This is a genomic window from Massilia sp. DD77, assembly GCF_036961685.1.
In the GTDB taxonomy this organism is placed as follows: domain Bacteria; phylum Pseudomonadota; class Gammaproteobacteria; order Burkholderiales; family Burkholderiaceae_D; genus Telluria.
The window spans coordinates 70,055-94,549 of the sequence record NZ_JBAMDH010000003.1 but is presented as its reverse complement, the minus strand read 5'-3'; the positions used below and the strand labels follow the sequence as shown (position 1 = coordinate 94,549).

Annotated in this window: 26 protein-coding genes; 14 read left to right on the top strand and 12 right to left on the bottom strand. The window is 60.3% G+C overall.

The features are described from left to right. The first annotated feature begins 58 nt into the window (after positions 1-58). Positions 59-1,507 carry a Ppx/GppA phosphatase family protein gene (locus V7778_RS02330; protein WP_335551741.1) on the top strand — a complete coding sequence of 483 codons (1,449 nt, stop codon included), beginning with the start codon at positions 59-61 and terminating at the stop codon, positions 1,505-1,507. Between the two features lie 140 nt (positions 1,508-1,647). Continuing rightward, positions 1,648-2,781: a serine hydrolase domain-containing protein gene (locus V7778_RS02325; protein WP_335551740.1), complete on the top strand. Its 1,134-nt coding sequence runs from the start codon at positions 1,648-1,650 to the stop codon at positions 2,779-2,781. Between the two features lie 114 nt (positions 2,782-2,895). Here the strand turns inward: V7778_RS02325 and V7778_RS02320 are convergent, their stop codons facing one another. After that, entirely contained in the window at positions 2,896-3,363 is a 468-nt protein-coding gene (locus V7778_RS02320; RefSeq protein WP_335551739.1) for a SixA phosphatase family protein, read from the bottom strand. Next, positions 3,335-5,485 (bottom strand): polyphosphate kinase 1, encoded by a 2,151-nt coding sequence (gene ppk1, locus V7778_RS02315; RefSeq protein WP_335551738.1) that lies wholly within the window; start codon positions 5,483-5,485, stop codon positions 3,335-3,337. The genes V7778_RS02320 and ppk1 overlap by 29 nt, the downstream gene beginning before the upstream one ends. A 160-nt stretch (positions 5,486-5,645) precedes the next feature. On the opposite strand from ppk1, the gene lepB reads away from it, so the two are divergent. Next, entirely contained in the window at positions 5,646-6,332 is a 687-nt protein-coding gene (gene lepB / locus V7778_RS02310) for a signal peptidase I (RefSeq protein ID WP_335551737.1), read from the top strand. Positions 6,333-6,410: 78 nt separating this feature from the next. Continuing rightward, positions 6,411-7,583 (top strand): multidrug effflux MFS transporter, encoded by a 1,173-nt coding sequence (locus V7778_RS02305; protein ID WP_335551736.1) that lies wholly within the window; start codon positions 6,411-6,413, stop codon positions 7,581-7,583. Positions 7,584-7,639: 56 nt separating this feature from the next. Here the strand turns inward: V7778_RS02305 and smpB are convergent, their stop codons facing one another. Further along, complete coding sequence (gene smpB / locus V7778_RS02300; RefSeq protein WP_211522551.1) at positions 7,640-8,089, bottom strand: SsrA-binding protein SmpB; 450 nt, start codon at positions 8,087-8,089, stop codon at positions 7,640-7,642. Between the two features lie 96 nt (positions 8,090-8,185). Between smpB and V7778_RS02295 the strand changes: the two genes are divergently transcribed. Together V7778_RS02295 and V7778_RS02290 are read left to right on the top strand one after the other, a co-directional pair. Beyond that, positions 8,186-8,617 (top strand): type II toxin-antitoxin system RatA family toxin, encoded by a 432-nt coding sequence (locus V7778_RS02295; protein ID WP_335551735.1) that lies wholly within the window; start codon positions 8,186-8,188, stop codon positions 8,615-8,617. Then, positions 8,610-8,915, top strand: a complete 306-nt coding sequence (locus tag V7778_RS02290) for an RnfH family protein (RefSeq protein WP_335551734.1) — start codon at positions 8,610-8,612, stop codon at positions 8,913-8,915. Before V7778_RS02295 ends, V7778_RS02290 begins: the two co-directional genes overlap by 8 nt. Here V7778_RS02290 and V7778_RS02285 read toward each other — a convergent pair. Beyond that, complete coding sequence (locus V7778_RS02285) at positions 8,912-9,412, bottom strand: DUF4124 domain-containing protein (protein ID WP_335551733.1); 501 nt, start codon at positions 9,410-9,412, stop codon at positions 8,912-8,914. The genes V7778_RS02290 and V7778_RS02285 overlap by 4 nt on opposite strands. 151 nt (positions 9,413-9,563) lie before the next feature. Here V7778_RS02285 and guaB point away from each other — a divergent pair, with 151 nt between their 5' ends. From guaB to V7778_RS02270, 3 genes are all read left to right on the top strand, one after another. Beyond that, the gene (guaB, locus tag V7778_RS02280) at positions 9,564-11,024 is read left to right on the top strand and encodes an IMP dehydrogenase (RefSeq protein WP_335551732.1); all 1,461 of its coding nucleotides are present in this window, start codon (positions 9,564-9,566) and stop codon (positions 11,022-11,024) included. A gap of 178 nt (positions 11,025-11,202) precedes the next feature. After that, a complete protein-coding gene (guaA, locus tag V7778_RS02275) occupies positions 11,203-12,813 on the top strand; it encodes a glutamine-hydrolyzing GMP synthase (protein ID WP_335551731.1) in 1,611 nt (536 codons plus the stop codon). 294 nt (positions 12,814-13,107) lie between these two features. Continuing rightward, the gene (locus V7778_RS02270; protein WP_335551730.1) at positions 13,108-14,304 is read left to right on the top strand and encodes a tyrosine-type recombinase/integrase; all 1,197 of its coding nucleotides are present in this window, start codon (positions 13,108-13,110) and stop codon (positions 14,302-14,304) included. On the opposite strand, the gene V7778_RS02265 is transcribed toward V7778_RS02270, so the two are convergent. The 8 genes from V7778_RS02265 to V7778_RS02235 form a co-directional block, all read right to left on the bottom strand. Next, entirely contained in the window at positions 14,291-14,530 is a 240-nt protein-coding gene (locus tag V7778_RS02265) for a helix-turn-helix transcriptional regulator (RefSeq protein ID WP_335551808.1), read from the bottom strand. The genes V7778_RS02270 and V7778_RS02265 overlap by 14 nt on opposite strands. A gap of 660 nt (positions 14,531-15,190) precedes the next feature. Continuing rightward, the gene (locus tag V7778_RS25105; RefSeq protein WP_442920683.1) at positions 15,191-15,421 is read right to left on the bottom strand and encodes a DUF3717 domain-containing protein; all 231 of its coding nucleotides are present in this window, start codon (positions 15,419-15,421) and stop codon (positions 15,191-15,193) included. Between the two features lie 208 nt (positions 15,422-15,629). After that, positions 15,630-16,496, bottom strand: coding sequence for a relaxase/mobilization nuclease domain-containing protein (locus V7778_RS02260; protein ID WP_335551729.1), 867 nt, complete (start codon positions 16,494-16,496; stop codon positions 15,630-15,632). Between the two features lie 241 nt (positions 16,497-16,737). Then, positions 16,738-17,307, bottom strand: a complete 570-nt coding sequence (locus tag V7778_RS02255) for a hypothetical protein (protein ID WP_335551728.1) — start codon at positions 17,305-17,307, stop codon at positions 16,738-16,740. A 205-nt stretch (positions 17,308-17,512) separates the two neighbouring features. After that, positions 17,513-17,812: a hypothetical protein gene (locus V7778_RS02250; RefSeq protein WP_335551727.1), complete on the bottom strand. Its 300-nt coding sequence runs from the start codon at positions 17,810-17,812 to the stop codon at positions 17,513-17,515. Positions 17,813-17,823: 11 nt separating this feature from the next. Next, complete coding sequence (locus tag V7778_RS02245; RefSeq protein ID WP_335551726.1) at positions 17,824-18,927, bottom strand: ParB/RepB/Spo0J family partition protein; 1,104 nt, start codon at positions 18,925-18,927, stop codon at positions 17,824-17,826. Continuing rightward, positions 18,924-19,733, bottom strand: coding sequence for a ParA family protein (locus V7778_RS02240; RefSeq protein ID WP_335551725.1), 810 nt, complete (start codon positions 19,731-19,733; stop codon positions 18,924-18,926). The genes V7778_RS02245 and V7778_RS02240 overlap by 4 nt, the downstream gene beginning before the upstream one ends. Next, positions 19,730-20,041, bottom strand: a complete 312-nt coding sequence (locus V7778_RS02235; protein ID WP_335551724.1) for a TrfB-related DNA-binding protein — start codon at positions 20,039-20,041, stop codon at positions 19,730-19,732. The genes V7778_RS02240 and V7778_RS02235 overlap by 4 nt, the downstream gene beginning before the upstream one ends. Positions 20,042-20,345: 304 nt before the next feature. On the opposite strand from V7778_RS02235, the gene V7778_RS02230 reads away from it, so the two are divergent. Genes V7778_RS02230 through V7778_RS02210 form a run of 5 tightly spaced genes read left to right on the top strand, consistent with a single transcriptional unit; the run spans position 20,346 to position 24,493 of the window. After that, positions 20,346-20,693, top strand: a complete 348-nt coding sequence (locus V7778_RS02230; RefSeq protein ID WP_335551723.1) for a hypothetical protein — start codon at positions 20,346-20,348, stop codon at positions 20,691-20,693. A 12-nt stretch (positions 20,694-20,705) separates the two neighbouring features. Then, entirely contained in the window at positions 20,706-20,993 is a 288-nt protein-coding gene (locus tag V7778_RS02225) for a TrbC/VirB2 family protein (RefSeq protein WP_335551722.1), read from the top strand. A gap of 1 nt (position 20,994) precedes the next feature. After that, the gene (locus tag V7778_RS02220; RefSeq protein WP_335551721.1) at positions 20,995-21,369 is read left to right on the top strand and encodes a type IV secretion system protein VirB3; all 375 of its coding nucleotides are present in this window, start codon (positions 20,995-20,997) and stop codon (positions 21,367-21,369) included. After that, positions 21,366-23,825, top strand: a complete 2,460-nt coding sequence (locus V7778_RS02215) for a VirB4 family type IV secretion/conjugal transfer ATPase (protein WP_335551720.1) — start codon at positions 21,366-21,368, stop codon at positions 23,823-23,825. The genes V7778_RS02220 and V7778_RS02215 overlap by 4 nt, the downstream gene beginning before the upstream one ends. Next, the gene (locus V7778_RS02210; RefSeq protein WP_335551719.1) at positions 23,822-24,493 is read left to right on the top strand and encodes a type IV secretion system protein; all 672 of its coding nucleotides are present in this window, start codon (positions 23,822-23,824) and stop codon (positions 24,491-24,493) included. Before V7778_RS02215 ends, V7778_RS02210 begins: the two co-directional genes overlap by 4 nt. Positions 24,494-24,495: the final 2 nt, after the last annotated feature.

Below are 24,495 nucleotides of genomic sequence, written 5' to 3'. Positions count from 1 at the left end.
TCCGCGTGGCAGGGCGGCGCCTGGACCGCCCGTTCGAACACTCATCCGAAGGGGCACCATGTTCGCAGCAGTCGACCTCGGGTCCAACAGCTTCCGCCTGCACATCGGCGAACCGGCCGGCGGCCGCATGCACATCGTGCGCACCGCGCGCGACCCGATCCGCCTGGCGGCCGGGCTGGACGCCGGCAACATGCTGAGCGAGGCGGCGATGCGCACCGCCATCCGCTGCCTGCAGGACTTCCGCGCCATCCTCGACGAATACCACCTCGACGCTGTGCGCGTGGTGGCCACCAACACCCTGCGCGTGGCGCGCAACGCCGACGTCCTGCTGCCGCTGGCCGAGCAGGCGATCGGCTACCCCATCGAGATCATCTCGGGCGAGGAAGAGGGTCGCCTGATCTACATGGGCGTCTCGCGCGCCATCGACAAGCCGGACGAGCGCCGCATCGTGGTCGATATCGGCGGCGGTTCCACCGAAGTCATCACCGGCACGGGGCCGGAGATCACCCTGGTCGAATCCTTCGGCATCGGCACCCATCCGCAGACGGCGGCCTATTTCGCCGACGGCCGCATCCTGGCGAGCAACTTCGACGCCGCCGTCACCGCCGCGCGCGCCCGCTTCGAGGATGCCGCCGCGCAGTACCAGGCACAAGGCTGGGACGCGGCTTACGGGTCCTCGGGTACGATGCGGGCGATCTCCGAGGTCATCGCTCGCAACCAGATCGGCGATGGCAGCGTGTCCCAGGCCAGCCTGCATGCGCTGCGCGACATCCTGCTGGAGCTGGGCCATGTCGATGCCTTCCTGCTGCCGGGCGTGAAGAAGGAGCGGGTGCCCGTGATGGTGGGCGGGCTGACGGTCCTGATCGGCGTGATGCAGGAGCTGGGGATTCCCCGGCTTACGGCCATCAATGCGGGCCTGCGCCTGGGCGTGCTGTCCGACCTGGAACTGCGCGCCACCCACCGCGACCGGCGCGACGCCGCGATCCGCGCCTGCCTGCGCCGCTTCGGCGCCGACCCCCAGCGCGCCATGCGCACCGCCGCCATTGCCGCCGCCATATACGGGAAGCTGCAGCCGCAGGGGGACAGCCTGCACCTCTACCTGGCCTGGAGCGGCATGCTGCACGAGATCGGGCTGGCGGTGTCGATGACGGGGGCGCACAAGCATGGCGCCTATATCGTCGAGCATGCGGACCTGGCCGGTTTCACGACGCGCGAGCAGCGCTTGATGAGCACCCTGGTGCTGGGGCAGAAAGGCAACCTGCGCAAGGTGCGCGAGTCCCTGGGCGAGGCGGACCTGGCCAAGGCGATGCTGGCGCTGCGGCTGGCGGTGGTGTTCATGCATGCGCGGGCGGACGAGGACCTGGCCGGGCTCAGGCTGCGGCTCAAAGGGAAAGTGGAGATCGAGCTGCCGCCGGATTTGCTGGCGAAGCATCCGACCCTGGCGCCGTGGTTCGAGAAGGAAGAGGGTTTTTGGAACGATATTGGCCTGCCCTTCCAGGTGCGGTAGGGTTGGCGGGGTAATTCGGGCCAGTGGCCCGAATTACAGTCGCCGACGCGTTCAAATCACGTTTGCCGGTCCGTGTGCTGAAACGGCGCCGATAACTATCACCGCGTCGGCGGGGACCCGCCGACCCTACGGAGATTCCCATGCGACTCATCGCCTTCCTTGCTGCCTGTGTCGTCGTGAGCGCGTGCGCATCATCATCGCCTTCCGGCGCCATGGTTTCCGATGCCCACGTCGAAACCCTGATGCGCCGCGAACAGGTCCAGGGTCTGGCGCTGGCCATCATCGACGACGGCAAGGTCAGCCAGATCGCCACCTACGGCAAACGCAGCGTCGAACGGAACTTGCCGCTCCAGGCGGACACCGTCATGTACGGCGCCTCCCTGACCAAGACGGTCTTCGCCTATCTGGTCCTGCAACTGGCCGACGAGGGCCGTATCGACCTCGACGCCCCCGTCACCCAGCTGCTCCCCAGGCCGCTGCCCGACTACAGGAACAAGCGCACCGACTACGCCCCCTTGGCCAGCGACCCGCGCTGGCGGCGGCTGACGCCGCGCATCCTGCTGACCCACAGCGCCGGCTTCGCCAACTTCAGCTGGATCGAGCCGGACCAGAAACTGCGCATCCACTTCGAACCCGGCAGCCGCTACGCCTATTCGGGCGAGGGCATCTACCTCTTGCAATACATCCTCGAGCAAGGCCTGGGCCTGGACGTCGCGCGTGAGATGCAAACCCGCATCTTCGACCGTTTCGGCATGCGCAATACGAGCATGCGCTGGCGCCCCGACTTTGCCGCCAACCTGGCCGATGGCTACACGGTCGACGGCAAGCTCGAACCGCACGACGAGCGCAGCAATGTCAGCGCGGCCGGATCGATGGATACCACCATCGCCGACCAGGCGCGCTTCTGGGCCGCGCTGCAGCGCGGCGAAGGGCTGAGCGCGCGCATGCGCGCGGAGATGGTGCGCGCGCAGCTGCCGATCCGCTCGCGCAGCCAGTTCCCGACCCTGGCGCCGGAGGCCGGGGCGCCGCAGGAGGGCATCGCGGCGGGGCTGGGAGTGGTGACCTTCAGGGACCGTAGCGGTCCTGGATGGTTCAAGGGCGGCCATAACGACTCGACCGGCAACATGGCCGTCTGCCTGGAGGCGCGCAAGCGCTGCGTGGTGTTGCTGGCGAACGATGTGCGTGCCGAGCGCATCTACCCCGAGCTGGTGCGCATGGCGCTGGGGGAGAACGACATGCCTTGGCGCTGGGAGTATGGCGAGAAGGCACGCTGAAAACCAACTGACTTCTCGCCACAAGCGTCAAAACCGTCGCACCGGCCTTCGCCGGTGCGACGGTCTCTAGGGTAACAATTCAATCAGCGCAGCTCGCCAATCGAATTCGGTGAATCAGCGCAGCTTGCCGATCAGGTCCGGCCCCGCCACCAGGCGGATATACGGCACCCCGTCCGAGCCCTTGTGCTCGATCCAGAACACCCCCGCCTTGCGGATGCGCCAGTCCTGCTTGCGGCCGCACAGCACCGAGGACGCCACCTCGCCGAGCAGCGGCTGGTGGCCCACCACGAGCACCGGCTGGCGGTGTCCGGGCCAGCCGCAGGCCTGGATGATGGCTTCCGCGTCGGATTCCGTGCCCAGCGCCTCGACCACCTCGTAGCGGCGGCCCAGCGCCTTGACGGTCTGGGTGCAGCGCTTGGCGGGGCTGGACAGGATGCGGCAATCCTCGGGCAGCACGCGGTTCAGCCAGGCGCCCACGCGGGCGGCGTGGCGCTGGCCCTTGGCCGTCAGCGCGCGTGAGCTGTCGTCGCCGTCCGGCGCCGCCGGTTCGGCCTCAGCGTGGCGCCACAGGATCAGTTCCATGCTCGTTCTCCTTGGCCGGGCGTTGGGCGTCGCCCAGCATGTCCATCAGGGTTTGCTGGGCGCTCAGGGTTTTCTGGTTGCCGCGCGGCTTGCGGCGGCGGTAGCGGCCGTCGCTGGCCAGCTCCCAGGCGTTGACGTTGTCCTTCAGATAGGGGTGCAGGCCTTCGCGCATCACGCGCCGCTTGAGCGCGGGCGAGTGGATCGGGAAGGCGATCTCCACGCGCCGGAACAGGTTGCGGTTCATCCAGTCGGCGCTGCTCAGCCAGATGTCATGCTTCAGGTTGTTCCGGAAGTAGAACACCCGGGTGTGCTCGAGGAAGCGGCCGACGATCGAGCGGACCTTGATGTTGTCCGAGAGGTCCTTCACGCCGGGGCGCAGCGAACAGGCGCCGCGGACGATCAAGTCGATGCGCACGCCCGCCTGGGAGGCGTCGTATAAGGCCTTGATGACCGATTCGTCGGTGAGCGAGTTCATCTTGGCGATGATCCGTCCCGCCTTGCCGGAGCGCGCGAGCTCGGCCTCGTTGCGGATGGCGCGCACCAGTTCCTTCTGCAGCGAGAATGGCGCCAGCCAGATGCTGGTCAGCTGCTTGGGGCGCGTCATGCTGGTGAGGTGGATGAAGACCTCGTTGACGTCGGCGGTCAGGTCGGCGTTCGCCGTGAGCAGGCCGAAGTCGGTGTAGAACTTGGCCGTGGTCGGGTTGTAGTTGCCGGTGCCGAGGTGGGCGTAGCGGCGTAGGCCGCTCGGTTCGCGCCGCAGCACCAGGGCCATCTTGGCGTGGGTCTTGAGGCCGACCACGCCGTACACCACCTGTGCGCCGGCCTGTTCCAGCTTCTCGGCCCAGTTGATGTTGGCTTCCTCGTCGAAGCGCGCCATCAGTTCCACGATCACCGTGACTTCCTTGCCGCGCCGGGCGGCTCCGATCAGGGCTTCCATCAGGTCGGAATTCATGCCGGCGCGGTAGATGGTCTGCTTGATCGCCACCACGCACGGGTCGTTCGCCGCGCTCTGGATGAAGTCGATCACCGGCTGGAAGGTTTCGTAAGGGTGATGCAGCAGCACCTCGCCCTTGCGCAGCGTGGCGAAGATGTCGGGGGCGGCCAGCTTGGGCGGATAGCCGGCGACAAAGGGCGGGAACTTGAGCTCCGGCTGGTTGTTGGTGTTGACCACCTCCAGCAGGCGCCCCAGGTTGACCGGGCCGTCCACCGTGAACAGGCGCGAGCGGTCGATGGCGAACTGGTCGAGCAGGAAGGCGGACAGGTGCTCGGGGCAGGCGCGCGCCACTTCGAGGCGCACCGCGAAGCCGTAGTTGCGGCTATGGAGCTCGCTCTGCAGGGCCTGGCGCAGGTTCTTGACCTCTTCCTCGTCCACCCACAGGTCGCTGTTGCGGGTGACGCGGAACTGCGAATAGGACACCACTTCGCGGCCGGTGAACAGGTCGGCCATGTGGGCCTGGATCACCGAGGACAGCAGGCAGTAGGAGGCGCCCTTCTTGTCGGAGAGTTCGTCCGGCAGCCGGATCACGCGCGGCAGCACGCGCGGCGCCTTCATGATGGCGATGCCGGTGCCGCGCCCGAAGGCGTCCTTGCCCGCCAGTTCGACGATGAAATTCAGGCTCTTGTTGATCACGCGCGGGAAGGGATGGGCCGGGTCCAGGCCGATCGGCGTCAGCAGCGGGCGCACCTCGCGGTCGAAGAACTGCTTGACCCAGGCGCGCTGGGCGGCGTTGCGGTCGCTGCGGCGCAGCAGGTGGATGCCGTGCTCGGACAACTGGGGCGCGATTTCGTTGTTGAACAGGCTGTACTGGCGCGCGATCAGGTGCCGGCATTCGGCGCTGGCGCGCTCCAGGGTGGCGGCCAGGTGGTCGGGCAGGCCGCCGTGGGCATGGTCGAACTGGTATTGGGCCAGCAGGCTGGCCACCCGCACCTCGAAGAATTCGTCCAGGTTGCTGCAGACGATGCACAGGAAGCGCAGGCGTTCCAGCAGGGGGATCGACGGATCCTCGGCCTGGGCCAGCACGCGGCGGTTGAACTCCAGCAGCGAGAGTTCGCGGTTGAGGAAGGCGCCGCCATCGGGGAGATGCTTGAGCTCAGCCTCGATGGCCCTGGTTTTCATGTCCATGTGTCTGCGTTTGAGTAGTCGCGCAGGCAGTGTAGATGGAAGATATGACAACTTGGTGACATCCACGATCGGCTCAGACAGAAGAGAGAGTTAAACTTTAAGCATCGTTAAAGTATGCCGGCGTATAAAGACAGCTCTACAACACAACAAGGGGTTGACCGTGAAAGACCTGCTGCGCGCCAACAAGGGCTTCATCCTGTTCATGTGCCTGTTCGGCGTGTTCCGCACCGCGGTCGCCGACTGGAACCCGATCCCTTCGGCCTCGATGCGGCCCAACCTGCTGGAGGGCGACGTGGTCTTCGTCAACCGCCTGGCTTTCGACCTGAAGATACCACTGACTGATGTGATCGTGGCGCGCCTTGGCGAGCCGGGTAGGGGAGACGTGGTGACCTTCACCTCGCCCCAGCCGGACGAGACCCGCCTGATCAAGCGCGTGCTGGCGCTGCCGGGCGATGTGATCGAGATGCGCAACGAGCAGCTGATCATTAACGGCGTGCCCGGCAAGTACCGGGTGGCGGAAGTGACGCGCGAGCGTTCGCACGGCGCCGAGCTGGAGGCGGTGCGCATGGACGAGACCGTCGGCGGGACGCGCCAGCGCATCCAGGTACTGCCGCAAAAGCTTGCGCTGCGCAACTTCGGTCCGGTGCGCATCCCGGCCGGCCATTACCTGATGCTGGGCGATAACCGCGACGACAGCGGCGACTCGCGTGTTGTCGGCCTGGTGCCGCGCGAGAAGCTGATCGGGCGCGCCGAGCGCATCCTGGTCTCGGCCGACTACCAGGGCAACTGGATGCCGCGCCTAGGGCGCTTCGGCAAGTCGCTGCGCGCCGAGGCTGCAGAAAATTAATTCTGTGAAATAAAGTAAAATCCCGGGCCCGGGATTCTGCATGCTGCGGTGCCGGTTTTATCTGGAAAGGCATAGCACATGCAACGACTCTTGACCGTCATTCTCGCCTGCCTCGGCATGATCGGGGCGCTGGCGATCGACACCTATCTTCCCTCCATGCCGGCGATCGGCGTCGAATTCGGCGTCGGCCCGGTGGCGGTACAGCAGACCCTGAGCGTCTTCCTGTTCTGCTTCGCCTTCATGATGCTGTTCTACGGCACGCTGTCCGACTCGTTCGGACGCCGTCCGGTCATCGTGGTAGCGCTCTCGGTGTACACCGTGGCCTCGATCGGCGCCGCCTTCGCGCCCACCTTCGGCGCGCTGCTGGCCTGCCGCGCCCTGCAGGGCCTGTCGGCCGGCGCCGGCTCGGTGATCGGCCAGGCCATCGTCCAGGACCGCTTCGCCGGCCCGCAGGCGCAGAAGATCCTGTCGCACATCATGATGGTGTTCGGCCTGGCCCCGGCCATCGCGCCGGTGCTGGGCGGCTGGCTGCACGTGAGCTTCGGCTGGCGCTCGACCTTCGTGTTCCTGGCCATCTTCGGCTCCGCGATGATCGTGCTTTGCCTGCGCCTCCTGCCTGAAAGCCTGCCGCGCGAGAAGCGCCAGGCCTTCCACCCGGTGACCATTGCCCGCAACTACCTGATGGTGCTGCGCAATCCGCAGTTCGTGCTGCTGTCGCTGGCGGTGGGCATGGCCTTCGGTGGCCTGTCGCTGTATATCGGTTCGGCGGCCAACTTCGTGATGGAGATCCTGGGCCTGCCCGAGACGGCCTTCGCCTGGATGTTCATTCCCCTGATCGGCGGCATGGTGATCGGCTCGGCCTGGGGCGGCAGGCGCGCGGCCAAGGTGGCGCCGGCGCGCCAGATGTGGATCGGCTATGCGGTGATGGGCCTGGCGGCGGTGCTGAACGTGGGCTACAACGCGCTATTCCCGGCACAAGTGCCGTGGGCGGTGCTGCCGCTCTTCGTCTACACCTTCGGCCTGGCGGTGGCGATGCCGGCGATCCAGTTGATGGCGATGGGCCTGTTCCCCCACAACCGCGGGCTGGCGGCGTCGATGGTGGGCTTCATCCAGATGATGTCTTTCGCCCTGGTGTCGGGGCTGGTTGCGCCGCTGCTGTTCGATAGCGCCTTCAAGCTGGCGCTGGGCGTGGCGGTGGGGCTGGTGCTGAGCTTCGTGGCCTGGCGGGCGTCGGTGCGTTCGGCGACGTAAGCCGCAGGGTGGACGGCTCTGCCGTCCACCCTGCGATCCCGCAGCCGTGAAGACGATCAGCGCCGGTGCTGCTTCATCGCCGCCGCGACCTCGCGCTTGGCGTCGCGGTCCTTCTCCGTATTGCGCTTGTCGTGCTGCTTCTTGCCCTTGGCCAGGCCGATCTCGCACTTCACGCGCCCCTTCTTGAAATGCAGGTTGAGCGGCACGAGCGTATAGCCCGAGCGCTCGACCTTGCCGACCAGCTTGTCGATCTCGGCGCGGTGCAGCAGCAGCTTGCGCGTGCGCAGCGCTTCCGGATGGCTCCAGGCCGATGCGGTGGGGAGCGAGCTGACGTGGGCGCCGAACAGGAATAGTTCCCCGTTGCGCACCATCACATAAGCTTCCTTGATCTGCACCCGGCCTTCGCGGATGGCCTTGACTTCCCAACCTTCCAGCACCAGGCCGGCTTCGTAGCGGTCCTCGATGAAGTAGTCGAAAAAAGCTTTTTTATTGTCTGCGATACTCATGAAATAGCGAAAATTCGCGTGTCGGTTAAACTACTGCCATCGCGCCAATGTGGCGACATATGCAACTTAACCAACATCATAACAAACGGTTGACCAATGGCAGTAGTACACAAATCAGTTTTCCTCGGGTATAGCGCGGAACAGATGTTCGACCTGGTGGCGAAGGTGGAAGATTATCCGAAGTTTCTTCCCTGGTGCGGCGGCGTGAAAATCATCGAGCGCACCGACGAGAAACTGGTGGCTTCCCTGTCCATCAACTTCCACGGCGTGAAGCAGAGCTTCACCACGGCCAACCACAACCAGCGTCCGACCCAGATGAAGATGCACCTGGTCGACGGGCCGTTCAAGATGCTGGAAGGCACCTGGACCTTCAAGTCCCTGCGCGCCGACGCCTGCAAGATCGACTTCGACCTGCACTACGAGTTCTCGAGCATCATCCTGGAACAGATCATCGGCCCGGTGTTCGGCATGATCGCCAACAGCATGGTCGATTCCTTCTGCAAGCGCGCGGAGGCGATCTATGAGTGAGGCGGTCCAGGTCACTGTCTGCTACGCCCATGCGCAGCAGGAATGGATCCGTCCCATGCAGGTGGCGCCCGGCACTACCATCGGCGAGGCGATCGAGCAGAGCGGGGTGCTGCAGGATTTTCCTGAAATTAACCTGACCACCCAGCCGGTCGGCATCTACGCCAAGAAAAAGATGCTCGACACCGTGCTGCGCGAGCGCGACCGGATCGAGATCTACCGCCCGCTGGTGGCGGACCCGAAGGATTCGCGCCGCAAGCGCGCCGCCAAGAAAGAGCAGAACGCGGCGCCTTCAGCCTAAGGGCAGTCCTTCAGCACCTGGTTCACCTGGGCCGTACGCGCGGCCTTTTCCTCCTCCGTCATATAGCCCTGGTCGCCGTTCGCATCGAAGCGGCGGATCCGGATGCCGGACGCCAGCTGGGCGCGCGCATCGCGCGCCGCCTCGCAACGCGCGGCCAGGTCGCGCTTGCGCACCGACTCGTCGGCCTCCTTGCGCTCCTGTTCTTCGCGCTGCTTGATTCTCTCTTTGTAGGCTGTCTCGCGCTCGGCCAGGGTCGGCGCACGCTTCGGTGCGTCCGCCGGCTTCGCGGCCTCGGCCGTGGCTTGCGGCGTGGGCGCCGTGGCCAGGCGGCCGGGCGCCTTCAGGATCTTGTGCGGCGGCGTGTTTGGGGGCGGCGGGCGGTCCGAATACTGCCGTGTGCCGTTCGCATCGATCCACACGTATTGCGCATGGGCCAAGCCGGCGGCGAGGAAGAGCAGGGCGGCGCCAACGCGGCGCAGAGAAGTGCTGATAGGCATGATGTGTTTCCTTGATGAGCAAGCTGATTTCGCCATGCCGCGCGCAGGAAGTCAATTCCAAAACTCACCGTCGAGAGAAATTTTTGGCCTCCCCTGCGACGGGAATTGCGACTTTCTGTATAATTCACTTTTGCGCCTATAGGAAAATACTATGCGTCTCCTCCAAAAAGCACTCACCTTCGATGACGTGCTGCTCGTCCCGGCCTACTCCAACGTTCTTCCGGCCCAAACCTCCCTGCGTACCAAGCTGACCCGGAACATCACGCTGAACATTCCGCTGCTGTCCGCGGCGATGGACACCGTCACCGAGTCGCGCCTCGCGATCGCGATGGCCCAGGAAGGCGGCATCGGCATCATCCACAAGAACCTGCGCCCGGCCGACCAGGCCCGCGAAGTAGCCCGAGTCAAGCGTTTCGAGGCAGGCGTGCTGCGCGATCCGATCACGATCCCGCCGACCATGAAGATCCGCGAAGTGATGGCGCTGTCGCAACAGCACGGCATCAGCGGCTTCCCGGTGGTCGAAGGCAACCAGGTGGTGGGCATCATCACCAACCGCGACCTGCGTTTCGAAGAGGACCTGGACGCGGAGGCGCGCGCCAAGATGACCCCGCGCGAGAAGCTGGTGACCGTCAAGGAGGACGCGGACACCGCCGAGGCCAAGCGCCTGATGAACAAGCACCGCCTGGAGCGCGTGCTGGTCGTCAACGACAACTTCGAACTGCGCGGCCTGATCACCGTGAAGGACATCCAGAAGTCGCACGAGCACCCGCTGGCATCGAAGGATTCGCAGGGCAAGCTGCTGGTCGGCGCGGCCGTGGGCGTGGGCCAGCGCGACGAGGAGCGCATCGAACTGCTGGTCGCGGCCGGCGTGGACGTGCTGGTGGTCGACACCGCCCACGGCCATTCGCAGGGCATCCTGGACCGCGTGAAATGGATCAAGGAACGCTACCCGCATGTTGACGTCATCGGCGGCAACATCGCCACCGCAGCCGCCGCCAAGGCGCTGGTCGAGCACGGCGCGGACGCGGTCAAGGTCGGCATCGGCCCCGGCTCGATCTGCACCACCCGTATCGTGGCCGGCGTGGGCGTGCCCCAGATCACCGCGATCTCGAACGTGGCCGAAGCCCTGGCCGGCACCGGCGTGCCCTGCATCGCCGACGGCGGCATCCGCTACTCGGGCGACATCTCGAAGGCGCTGGCCGCCGGCGCGAACACCGTCATGATGGGCAGCATGTTCGCCGGCACCGAGGAAGCGCCGGGCGAAGTCATCCTGTACCAGGGCCGCAGCTACAAGTCCTACCGCGGCATGGGCAGCCTGGGCGCGATGGCCGAAGGCTCGGCCGACCGCTACTTCCAGGAAGCATCAAGCAAGGCCGACAAGTTCGTGCCGGAAGGCATCGAAGGCCGCGTCGCCTACAAGGGCAGCGTGCTGGCGATCATCTTCCAGCTGATCGGCGGCGTGCGCCAGTCGATGGGCTACTGCGGCTGCGCCACCATCGACGAACTGCGCGAACGCGCCGAATTCGTTGAGATCACCTCGGCGGGCATGCGCGAATCGCACGTGCACGACGTGCAGATCACCAAGGAAGCTCCGAACTACCGTTCCGAGTAAAGAATATGAAACGCGGCCTTGAAACGGCCGCGTTTTCGTAGGGTGGACGGCTCTGCCGTTCACGCGGTGATAGTTATACCCTCCGGCATCGTGCCGGATGATTTTTCCGCTAACTTTCACCGCGTGGACGGGAAACCCGTCCGCCCTACGTCCCGATCACCGACTATAGCGACGCCCCATGCATTCCAAAATCCTCATTCTCGACTTCGGTTCCCAGGTTACCCAGCTGATCGCCCGCCGCGTGCGCGACGCCGGCGTGTTCTCCGAAGTCTTCCCCTACGACGTCAGCGACGAGTTCGTGCGCAACTACGGCGCCTCGGGCATCATCCTGTCGGGCAGCCACAACTCGACCCTCGAAGGCGACTCGCCGCGCGCCCCGCAAGCCGCGTTCGAAGCCGGCGTGCCGGTGCTCGGCATCTGCTACGGCATGCAGACCATGGCGGCCCAGCTGGGCGGCAAGGTCGAGAACGGCAAGGTGCGCGAATTCGGCTACGCCGAAGTACGCGCCCGCGGCCACACGGCCCTGCTGAACGGCATCAACGACTTCGTGACAAGCGAAGGCCACGGCATGCTGAAGGTCTGGATGAGCCACGGCGACAAGGTGCTGGACATGCCGCCGGGCTTCAAGCTGATGGGTTCCACCGACAGCTGCCCGATCGCGGCCATGGCCGACGAAGAGCGCCGCTTCTACGCGCTGCAGTTCCACCCGGAAGTCACCCACACTTCGCAAGGCGAAGCCATCATCGGCCGCTTCGTGCACGAGATCTGCGGCTGCAAGTCGGACTGGAACATGCCCGACTACATCGGCGAAGCGGTGCAGAAGATCCGCGAGCAGGTCGGCACGGACGAGGTGATCCTGGGCCTGTCCGGCGGTGTCGACTCGAGCGTGGCCGCGGCCCTGATCCACCGCGCCATCGGCGACCAGCTGACCTGCGTCTTCGTCGACCACGGCCTGCTGCGCAAGGACGAAGGCAAGATGGTCATGGACATGTTCGCCAAGAACCTGGGCGTCAAGGTCCTGCGCATCGATGCCGAAGACCAGTTCATGGGCCACCTGGCCGGCGTCAACGATCCTGAACAGAAGCGCAAGATCATCGGCCGCGAGTTCGTGGAAGTGTTCCAGGAACAGGCCAAGCAGCTGACCAGCGCCCGCTGGCTGGCCCAGGGCACGATCTATCCGGACGTGATCGAATCGGCCGGCAAGGGCAAGAAGGGCCAGACCATCAAGAGCCACCACAACGTGGGCGGCCTGCCGGAGACCTTGAACCTGAAGCTGCTGGAACCGCTGCGCGAGCTGTTCAAGGACGAAGTGCGCAAGCTGGGCATCGCCCTCGGCCTGCCGCACGACATGGTCTACCGCCACCCCTTCCCGGGCCCGGGCCTGGGCGTGCGTATCCTCGGCGAGGTGAAGAAGGAATTCGCCGACCTGCTGCGCGAAGCGGATGCCATCTTCATCGAGGAACTGCGCAAGACCCCGTTCGAAGTGCCGCACGTGCCGGGTATCGACGCGGGCAAGGCGCCGGTCAACTGGTACGAAGCCACCAGCCAGGCCTTCGCCGTGTTCCTGCCGGTGAAATCGGTGGGCGTGATGGGCGACGGCCGCACCTACGAATACGTGGTGGCGCTGCGCGCGGTGCAGACCCTGGACTTCATGACCGCGCAGTGGGCGCACCTGCCGCATTCGCTGCTGGGCAAGGTGTCGAACCGGATCATCAACGAGGTGCGTGGCATCAATCGGGTGGTGTACGACATTTCGGGGAAGCCGCCGGCGACGATCGAATGGGAATGATTTCCAGCTCGGCAGGAGCTGGCAAGCGCTGGCATTATGAGTAAAGCAAGCCCCTGATTTCAGGGGCTTTTTTGATTTTAATGAGGCAAAGACTGGAAAATGCACGCATGTGGAAGCAACAGGTTTTGATGGTATCTGCAGTGGCACTGCAGGAAACCACGTACCATTCGAGGCACAGGTACCATGTTGATTTGGCTCACTCAAACATGGTACTTGGCACGGCTAACCAATTGAATTTTCGAAGAAATTTGCCGTCAAACGTGTCTCGTTCAACCATGGTATTTGAGGTGGCTGATGCTAACCGACACAGCTCTGCGCAAGCTGAAACCGAAGGAGAAAGGGTATAAGGTCTCCGACCGAGATGGACTGTATGTCTACGTGCTCACGTCTGGCACGGTCTCGTTCAGGTATAACTACTCGATTAACGGGAGGCAGGAGACGTTAGTGCTGGGACGTTATGGTCCAGGTGGGCTGAAGCTATCTGAAGCCCGTGAGCTACTCGTGCAGGCAAAGAAGACAATTGCGGCAGGACGGTCGCCGGCGCGACAGAAGGCAGCCGTCCGAGACAAAAAGCGTGATGAGAACTCATTTGCTGAATGGGCCGATGAATGGCTTGACCGTTACATGATGGCAGAGTCCACTAGGGACATGCGCCGCTCTGTCTACGAGCGTGATCTTCGGGGACCATTTGGCAAGCTCAAGCTCGACGAAATTACATCAGATGAACTTCGCAGGTTGTGTGATCGTATAGTCGAGCGTGGTGCGCCGGCAACGGCAGTTCACGCGCGCGAGATCGTGATGCTGGTCTACCGCTATGCGCGAGACCGGGGCGAGAAAGTGGACAATCCTGCCGATGAAGTGCGGCCAAGTTCAATCGCGCGTTTTCAGCCGCGAGATCGCGCGCTTAGCGGAGAGGAAGTAAGGCTCCTATTTAGGTACTTAGAGCGTACTGCCACCAGTCCAACGATTCGCCTTGGTGTGAGATTGCTATTGCTAACCATGCTTAGAAAGTCCGAAATGAGCGAGGGGCTTTGGACGGAAGTGAATTTCACTGATCGAATATGGACAATTCCCGCTTCCCGTATGAAGCGCCGCAATCCACATAATGTCTATCTCTCAGAGCAGGCTCTTGATATTCTTATAGCGCTTAGAACCTGCGCAGGAGGCTCTCAGTTCGTTTTTCCATCAAGGTACGACGGAGATCAAACGATGAGCAAAGCGACTCTTAATCGTGTTTTAACTGCTGTGATTGAAGAGGCACATAAAGATGGAGTGCCTCTTGCTCCTTTTACTCCGCATGATTTCCGCCGTACAGCTTCGACCGCACTGCACGAGGCTGGCTTTCAGTCAGATTGGATTGAAAAATGCTTGGCACACGAACAACGCGGTGTTCGCGCTGTCTATAACAAGGCAGAGTACGCTGAACAGCGCCGACATATGATGCAAGCGTGGGCTAATATGGTCGACAACTGGACAGCTACCGGCCCTTAGAGCCTGGTGCCGGTTGCTGGACGGCAGCCTGGTACTGGCGGGCAATCCAAGCATCAATTTCGGCGAGGTCCCAAACGACTAGCCGAGGCGTGACGGAGAATCTTCTTGGAAAATCGCCTCGCTTCTCCATTTCAAGAATAGTTCGCTCGCACATGGGCACTTTTTGTTTAAGCTGTTTGCGATTTATAACAACGCGTCCTAGTGGTCGAACTGGCTCGTCAATCATGAGATTTTCCATATGGGCTCCGTGCTGTTCACTCGGTTGGATGTTGAAAATCAACTTACATGCGCTCTGCGTCTACGCTTCGCTATGTATAAGTTAGATTATTGATCACATTCCCTAGTGTGTTGTCTCAACACTGAAGTTGTTTACGCTCAGAGAGCATGCCCTTTCGATTGGCGCGTGGTTGTTGGGAATGAGGAGCAAGGCTAGTTGGTAACAGGCAACATGTTTGACCTAGCAAGCTGTCAGAGTAAACAGTGTCTGCTTTAGCCCTAATGTTATTTTATGAGAATTCTGCAGACTCATCTTAACTATCGAGTCGACCTCAGGAGACAAGCCGGTGCCGCTGTTCACAATTGCATTAGCAAGGGCGAGTACTTGCGCGACGTCGAATAGCTAGAACAGCGTTTACGATCACTTCCTGAACGCGCCGAGCTACCTCCAAGAGGAGCCCACACGTGCCAAGGCATATCCTGAGATGCGGCGACGTCAACCCTTGTACCATATGTACTTCATCGACCATCCCTTTGGAAAACCCATGTGGCAAGTTCCTTGATAGGTTGAAGAAATTGTGGTTATCAGGTATCAGTCCTAGTGCGTTTACTTGCGCGCATCAGAAGCCCCTGGCTTACAGTCGTCAAGAGAAATGCGGAATTCATTTCTCTAAGGTAATACACTCGCTCTGTATAAACCTAAGCAGTAGAGGACCATGAGTTTCGTGCTTTCGCTGAGCTGATCGAGATCAATCGAGAGAGAATGCTCGTAAATCATCGTACCGTATATCTCTGCCAAGACCCGAAGCTCTGGCGAAAGAACGCCGTCGATTGGAGGTGCGGTATTTCTGATTCTATTTATCGTCGCTTCAAGCTCTTGTATCGAAATGAGAAACACCATAATGCCCTCGCGTAGTTGATATGCGCAACATCAGTTTTGATACCGACGCGTGTCACAAATTGCCGGCTTCGCTGATGGTAGGTCTATCAGACCTAGATAACCCGCCAGCAATGCTGGAATCATGAGCATCATAAGTCTAATTAACTTATCGATTTTTGAGGTTTCTTAGGTCGTAGCGACCTAATTTTCTGCAAGCAGTCGTAGGCAGTCAGACCTCTGGTTCGATATCATTCTGCTTGTCCTGGCCGCGTTCGTGCTGGCGTTTCCGGACTTGCTCAACCAGGGCTCGCTGAATCTGGCGCCGTTCCGTGTCCAAGGGTGGCAAGTTCTGCATGAACCGATCAACTTGGTCGGCCAACTCGTCGTCCCCTTCCTGACGCAATAGGGCGGCATTCTTAGCCAAGTCGCGTGCAACATCACGTCGACGCGCCGCCATGGCGACTTCCCACGGCTTCGGTTTATTGTCACCGTCTTGGAGCTCTTTGGCAGCTTCCACGAAGCGAAGCGATTTCGCTCGCGGCGATTCGGAGGCCCTTCCAGTGCGTAAGCCTTCTTTGTACCGCCGCTGGATATGCCATTCAGCGCTGCTCATGGATTTGAAGGACTGGCCGCGCTCTGCGCGCGACGTTGCATTGGCGTTGATACCGCGCGCGCGCAGCTGTTCGGCGAAGCCTTCTCGCCAAGATCGCAGATCGCTTTTCCGGATATGAATACGACGTCCATCTTCGTCTTCTGCCCGCAGGATCAGATGCACGTGGGGATGTTCAGGAGCATTGTCTGCCGGATCGGTTTCCTTCGTATGTATTGCCAACACATACTGGTGTCTATGGAATCGATCGCGTGCGAATGCCTGAACTGCAGCCAGCATCTTGTCCGGGTCGGTTTTTGCCGGCATTGAGAAGATGATGTTGAACGACGGATGAAGCGGCTCGTTCTTACTGCCGCGCGTCCGCTGCATGTCCAGATCCCAAGACGCGTGTGCTTCCCTGATCGCCGCGCGACTACTCAGCTGGTCGCCGCGTTCATTAACGATCAACAGGCGCCCATTGCGCGAGATGTACATCATATAGCGCATGACGCCTTCGCTTGCGGCTTGGGCTCCTTCGGGCCCACGACGGCTACCCTTGACGTTGATGACGACTTCGGGTGCTCGCCTGACTGTTCGGCGTAGCTGGGCCTTGATTGTCGACCAATCTCGATTGTCGCGCTGCCCAGATTTAGATGAGGTCCTCCCTCCCGAACCACCATGCGTCTGTGGCAGGTACACCAGCCGCTGGATGCCGGACCGGCGCCCAGGGCGGTCTGGACATAAAATCTCATGTTTCGGCATTACCGATCCCCCATCCGCGAACGTTTGCCTTCAACAAGTTCTTCACCGTACTGGTTTCGAGCTCGATCAGCATCTTGATCAACTCGAAATCGATCGACATCGCAAGATACGAATGCTCGGTCGATGTGTTCAGCTTGCTGGCGATCTGATTCATATTCCGACCCATGTGCGCCAGCTGGCGGGCAACCTGACGCACGGCGTTGATCTCGAGGTCACACAACACCGGGCGCTGATCGAGATGAGCACGAAATAGGTTGCCGAGGTAGGTCCCCCGTGGCCAGAGCCGCTGTGCCGCCAAGCGGCCGAGTTCGGAGAAATATTGGGGCTCCATGCGAACGAATACCTGCTCGGTCTTCGTTCCCTGGCCGGTTCCGTACGATGGCACCGCTGATGGGCGGGGCTTTAGGTCGACGCACCCTGGTTGCCTTAATTCCCGATTGATAAACTCCTTGATCAGCAGCGCTGCGAGGCTCGACGAAGTCGTATCCCGGGACACCGCTATCGAGTCGAAACTGACCTTTAACTCCGCACTGACCTTTGCTCCAATGACTGGCATGACAAGTCTCCTAAGCAAAACTGCATTCGCGAATTGGGTACGGTCCAGTACTTCCCACCTAGGCGCCAACGAGCCCGTCTTGCTTGTGGTTTTGAATCTTGGGGGGGGGAATCTTGGGGGGCAGGATAGACTGCCGTCTTAAATTGTTAACCTCTTCGAGCTTAACAATCTGGTCCTCGCCCCTTTGAGGCTGCGGGCAAACACCTTAAACATCGCTGACAATCACGACGTCAGTAGGAGCCACAGCACGCAACGCAGCTTCGTAGAACGCTGAAGTGGCGCCGGCGCCGACGGCAAGTCCCCCGCCAGCCCACATGGCGATAGGAAGGTCTGGCCGAAACATCAGGCAGAACAGGAAGACGACGATCCCAACCGTGGTCGCCAAGCTGGCGATCGGAAGCACTACTCGACCGAGCAAAAGCAGCAGCACGTAGAGCACGAGCCGCACGAGGCTCCACGCGGCTCGTCCTATGCCTCCGGCGATCTTCCTACCTGCGTTGTACATGTTAAGCCTCACTAATCATTTGGACTGGCAAACGGCCGCTGTTGATTCGCCCACTCGAAAACGAGTTCAGTCAGCGGTACCTCTAAGGGATTAATGTCCCCCTCAACGATGATCTTGACTGTGGCGCTGCATACAAGTCTCGCTTTTCTACCTCGATAGAAAACGAGCATGTCAGTGCAATTGTTGGGGGAAAGGAGCATCCTTGTATCAGCTAGCGATGGGGCTACGATGGAGGAAGCTTCTACGCCATCAGGTACCCCAGACGAGCGAGGTCGATCGTCGATTTCAGGTGCCGGCGTTACGTGATGACATAGCAGCGGCTTGCCAGGTCCTGCCTTTGCTTGCCGACTGCTTTGACCGCTGTCTCTCGCTGCGCTAGCGTCTTGGGGCGGAGCGCCGAACTCTTGCAGAGAGGAACCCACATCGCTCGCCGCTGACGCTCCTGCTACGTCATGACGTAGTTTTCCTAACTCCTCCCTGATGGTATCCCTCGTGACCTGCCCCCCGCCGTTGCACCATTCCTCCACATGCTCGGGAAACTCGTCGTACGCGCGGCGCAGGTCGTAAAGGGTCCGCGGAGACCTGACTCCGCTGGCGTATGCCTGATGAACGCAGTTCGGTGCGTCTATGAGGGCCAGGTGTTCCGTGACGTAGTTCTGGCCCTCTTTTCCCAGCCTTTCTGCAATATGCGACTTCGAGTGCCCTTCGTCTAACTTCCGCTTGATGAACGCTGCAATTGCCCAAATCGACAGGTCAGAGCGATGCAGGTTCTCAGCTACTTGATCGTAGCTGTCGAAGTTCGGGTCGATGAAGTAGGGGATCGTCGCGAAACCAGCTGCTTCAGCAGCATCGTAACGGCAGTGTCCATAATTGATTACCCACATGTCAGCTAAGGTCGGGTGTGGGCGCAGTGATATAGGAGACTTTACCCCACGTTGCTGAACATTTGCATTTAGCTCGGCTTGCCGCTTCTGCTCATCTAGCGTGCGCAAGTTCAGCGGGGGTCGCGGATTTTCGGGGTCGCGAACGATCTTCGCCAACGGCATCTCGGGAAGCGTGCCTTCGGCTCTTCCGCCGACACTGCCGCCCTGATTTAGCTTAGTCAATGCCCTCATCGCGTCACCGTAGGTGAGTCGATTATTCTTTTGAAATATGTAAAGACCGCATGGATTTCCTTGCCGGCCTCTCTGGCGGTAGTCTTGATACAGCGACCTTCTTCACTCTTCAATCGCCAGACCGGCACCCTGGAGCTGATTGCTTCCCGATATGCTTGGCGGTCCGTTATCGCGAACGGCACCATCAAGTCGGCATGCGTATTCAACAGAGAAGAAAACTGTTTTACTTGGTAAGGCTGTCGAGGGTCGTACTCATTAACGAGAATTCCCAAGAATACAAGGTTCTCGTTTCGCACCCGTGGATCTGGATGAGACTTTATTCCGCCAATTCTTCCGATGGTTTCTACCGTTTCTCTAATGCTGTGTTCGTCAATTTTGGTGGGCACAGTTGCGAAATCGCTGGCGATCAGAAAAGCGTTTGCAATTCGGCTGTTAGCGCCTGCGGTGTCAAAGATCGCATAATCAAAATAGGGAGCTAGTTCGCCCAAACGGCAAATTAGATTAGTCACCAACTCCATGTCATCAACGGCAGACTCTTCAATTTCGCGCAACGATTCCCGATGAGATGGTATCAGTGTTAGTTTATTTGAAAAAGCGGGCACTTCGAGCAGCTTTTGCTCAAACAGTTGATGGGTAAACAATCCCGGAAGAAGAAAATCTGCCATTGTGTCGTTAGCATCTTCCTGCTCATCACCGTTGATGATTAACGTACGGTGTCCGCACTCGGCAAGGTAGAACGCGAAATTACAGTTCGTGTTGGTTTTGCCAACCCCACCTTTTTGGTTCACAGCCGTAAATTTCTTCATCGGTGCTTCCTCGCATTAAGAATATTTGCAAGTTCTTCAATAACGTCGGCGTATTCCAAGGGAAGCGTGACCTCTACGGTCCTCCACCCTTCGGGCCTCTGACCGTGCTGTAAATAGATTCTCCACGCTCTGCCTACCATTGCGCTGACCGCTTCCTTACTCATTCCAAGCTCGAGCGCAAGTTCTTTCTGCATTATTCCGTCAACTAAGATGCGACGAAGTGCATGAACATTCTTTTTTTCAAAATTCCTGAGATGAGCGCGAAGCAATTCGAAATCCGTTGCCGTTAATCTTTTTTTAATTCTCATGATTCGGCTCCATCGGCGCACCGTGTTGCGCGGCTCGGCGCTAAGTAACTTTAGTGTTAAGTCAACGGTCGAAATATGCGTTTACTCAAAGCCGGGCCGAGGCGCAGATGGTTAACTTTCAGACGTTATTCAAAAGTCAATTCTAGGCGATTTGCTTAAAAATTTAATTATTACTTTAAAGAATTCGACCTCATTCAATTTCCTGGATTCAAGGGATTTTATGCACAGGCTCTTTTGTGTTATTTTTTTACTAATTCCTTATGCCACATGTGCGTTAGCTCAGGCTTCTGAGAAAACGGTTGGTATGGAGGAACAGCAAGCACGCGACGATGATCGGCGCGTGATTCTTCGCATGGAATTGATCGCGGAATATCAAAAGCTTGCAAACGCGCAGGCAGCTTTCAGTGCTGCAGCGAATACCGAGCGAGCGGAGGAAGTACACCGCCGTTCAGAAAACATCAAAGCGCTACATCGAGAAATCGCCGCGGTACACGGTCGGCAGGGGCCGCTTGATCCCGTCAGGCCTGTTGTCAAGCTCAAGCGCCAGTCCAGCTATGTGCCTGCTCAGCGCGCAAGCGGAGCAGCCACTTTCTGGAACCCGTACAACCGTGCTCCAGATCCCGAGATATCCGATTTTCCAACCACCCCTTAGGAGGGCTTCACCATGCGTATCAACGTCAACCGCGCTGTCAGCTTGATGCTGATGGCAACTCTATGTGCCTTGCAGACATCACCGGTATTCGCTCAGTTCACCGGCGCCGGCACACAGGCCACGAACTGGTTCGTGCAACTTCTAACCCCAATCATTCCGCTCGCTGTCGCCGTGGTGGGCACGCTGGCGTGGACAGGACGCGTCAATTGGGGATGGTTTGTTGGGGCGATCGTTGGCACCGCGTTGTTCTTCGGCCGCGACCAGGTTGTGACGATGCTCCGTGCCTGGACGGGGACCTGATATGGACAACGAGGACGGCGTCAACATCGATACGCTTGCGGTCGGACTCACCCGGCCCTCGACTGTCTTGGGCGTGCCCTACGGGGCCGTGATGTTAAACATGCTGGTTTCGGTCGAAGCGCTCGCTTTGACCGAAAACCTTCTATGGATCCTGATGTGCATTCCGGTCCACGGAATTTTCTATCTCATCACGTTAAAAGATCCACGCACCTTCGAGCTGCTGGCGTTGTGGGCGCGTACAACATTAGGCACGCTCATTGCGTCGCGCTGGTACTGGTCCGCGGCCTCGTACAGCCCGTTGACGTTCAGGGAACGATTCGGCTTCTTCAATCGGTGGCGCATCAAGCGCCGCCTGAAAAAGGAGAAACAAGCATGACTACTTCCGAAAAGCGACAAAGCGCTGCACGGCGGGAAACGCCTGCAGCCAAGCACATACCTTACGTAGGCCATCTGACGCGCAGCATCGTCGATACCATTGCCGGTGAATGCCTATGCGTTCTGCGGCTGGCTGGCGCAGCATTCGAGTGCGCCGACGATGATGCCATCAACAATCGGCACGACCGCTTGAACAGGATCGTAATGAGCTTGGCAGACCCGCGGGTCACGATGTGGCAGCACATCGTGCGACGCGAAGAGAACCGGTACCCAGGAGGAGACTTTTCTCCAGGATACGCGAGTGAGCTTAACGAACGTTACAAGACCAAAGTCGGCGCTGAACGGCTGATGGCGAACGAACTGTATATCACTGTCGTGCTGCGTCCATACGGGAGTCGAACGGAAGGCCTACTCGCCGCTTTGTTCGCGGCTCGCAGCCCGGAAGAGATCAGGAAAGCACGTATAAAGCAAGTTGCAGAACTGGAGCGGATGGTGGCCGACGTAGTCGCCGCTCTGGGTTACTACGAGGCCGAATGTCTGGGGCTTTATGAACACGACGGCGTACTTTTCTCTGCACCAGCCGAATTCTTCAACTATCTCTTGAGCGGCACGTGGGAGCGTGTCCCTTACGCTCCAGTCCCTCTCAGGCATCTGGTCGGCGGGATGCGCCCAGTTTTCGGCGACGAATCGGTAAAGATACTCAATCCTGCGGGCACTCGCTTTGCTGCAATGCTGGGGATTGAAGCGTATCCATCCGAAACCAATCCTTTGTTCCTGGATGACCTGCTGACGCTTCCCTTCGAACTGGTCGTTACCCAGTCGTTTGAGTTCCATGCCAAGGATGCAGCATTGCTCAAAATGCAGCTCAAGGGCCGCCGCATGGAAAACGTTGGCGACGCTGCGCAGTCTCAGATAGATGAAATTCCTGCCCTGGCCGACGACCTGATCGCGCGCCGGACTGTCATGGGCGGCCAGCACTACAGTGTGATGGTAAAAGCCGACAACCTGGATGACCTGCAGGAGAACGTGGCCGACGCTCGGGGTGTGCTGATCGATGCCGGCATCAAGCCGGCGCGCGAAGACCTGGTTGTGGAGGCAGCCTATTGGGCACAGCTACCTGCGAATTTCGCGATGCGGCCGCGCCTATCCCCGATCAACAGCCGCAATCTCTGTGGCTTCATCCCCCTACACAATTTTCCGACCGGCCGTCGCAGCGACAACCATTGGGGACCTGCGATCACAATGCTGATGACGGCCGCCGGCACCCCCCATTACTTCAACCTGCATGCGTCGGACCCGAAAGCAAAGAACGGCGGCAACAAGAAGGATGTCGCGAACACCCTGGTGATGGGGCCAACCGGGTCCGGTAAGACAGCGACCGTTACTTTCACGCTGACGATGATGCAGAAGTTCGGAATGACCTCGGTATTGTTCTCTACCGATCGGGATACTGAAATAGCCGTGCGGCGTTTGCGTGGCAAGGTCTATCCGCTGCGTCTCAACGAACCAACAGGGCTCGCGCCGTTCGCGCTCGATCCAGAAGAGCCGGAAACCCGGCGGCACCTGCAAGTTCTGGTCCGCAAGCTGATGAGCAGAACAGTCGTCACTGAAAACGGAATCGAGATCGATACCAAGCCTCTGACTGTGCAGGAATGTAAGGACGTCGACAGGGCAATCGACGCAGTGCTGCATATCCAGCCGCGTGAATTGAGGCGTCTCGGCCGCGTGCTGGACTTTCTGCCGAAGGGAGACATCTACGATCGGTTGGCGCGCTGGTGTCATTCACGCGAAATGGGACGGGAAGACGGCCCGCTGGCTTGGGTATTCGACAATCCAGTACCCACCATCGCCGGCGAGCTTGGGGACGCACCGGTTACGGCCTTCGACACTACGGCTTATCTGGACGACCCGGAGCTGCGTACGCCGATCAATATGCACCTGCTGCACCTCGCTTCGCGCCTGGTCGACGGACGTCGCTTCGGGTTGTTCGTTGCCGAGTTCTGGAAGCCACTTGGCGACTCCCACTACGCAGCCTATTTCAAGAAGGCGCTGAAGACTGTGCGGAAGCTGAACGGCTTTGTCGTCCTCGACACGCAGTCGCCCAGTGATGCACTCAGGCTGGAGATCGCCCGCACGCTCATCGAGCAATGTCCTACATTGATCCTGTTCCCGAACCCGCAGGCTGATCGAAAGGAGTACCGGGAATATCTCGGTCTGTCCGAGCGCGAATTCAAGTTAATCAAGACCGACCTGCCCGAGGGCTGCGGCATGTTCCTGCTTAAACAGGGCCGGCATTCGACAGTAGTCAGGCTTCCCTTGGACGGGATGGACGACGACATGGCCGTGCTTTCGGCCCGGACCACCAATCTAGCTTTGATGGACCGGATGATCGCGCAGTACGGCGAAGATCCGGATGCCTGGGTTCCCCACTTCAACGAGGAAAGGAAAGCGTCATGAACTTCCGAGTCATATTTCTCGCTGCCGTCTTGGCCAGCACATCGATCCAGGCCAGCGCGGCGTTAATTGTTAATGACCCCATTAACACCGCACAGGCCGCGAAGCAAGTAGCGGCTTGGGTTGAGCAGTACAAGCAGATGCGAGCCCAGATCGACAGCATGACCGCTCAATACAGGGCGCTCACCGGTACACGTGGCATGGAAAGAGTGCTGCCTCCGATGACCGCAGCATTGCCAGCTGACTGGGAGCGGTCGATGAGAAGCCTGTCATCCCTCGCGCAGGAAATCCGCCAGTCGCAAGCCGTGCTAAACCATCAGCAGGCGGCGCATATGACCCTACAACTTCAGCAGTTCCTGGCCCAGGCACAAAATCTATCGGCCGCGAACCAAGCGATGACTCAAACCGCTTTCAACGATGCGGCCGCCCGGCAATCACGCCTGCAAGCCTTAATCAGCACCTTAGCCACGACTGAGGACCCTAAAGCGGCCTACGACCTGGCAAATCGCATCGCCATCGAGCACGCCGCGCTGCTCAAGGATCAGAACCAGCTTGAGGCCGCCGCTGGCGCCGCCGCGGCACAGGAGCGCGCGCAACGTCTGATGATCAGCCAGATGCGGGCTGCATCAGCTGGTACCGAGATCCCGAAATTCGATATGCCAGAACTCTAACG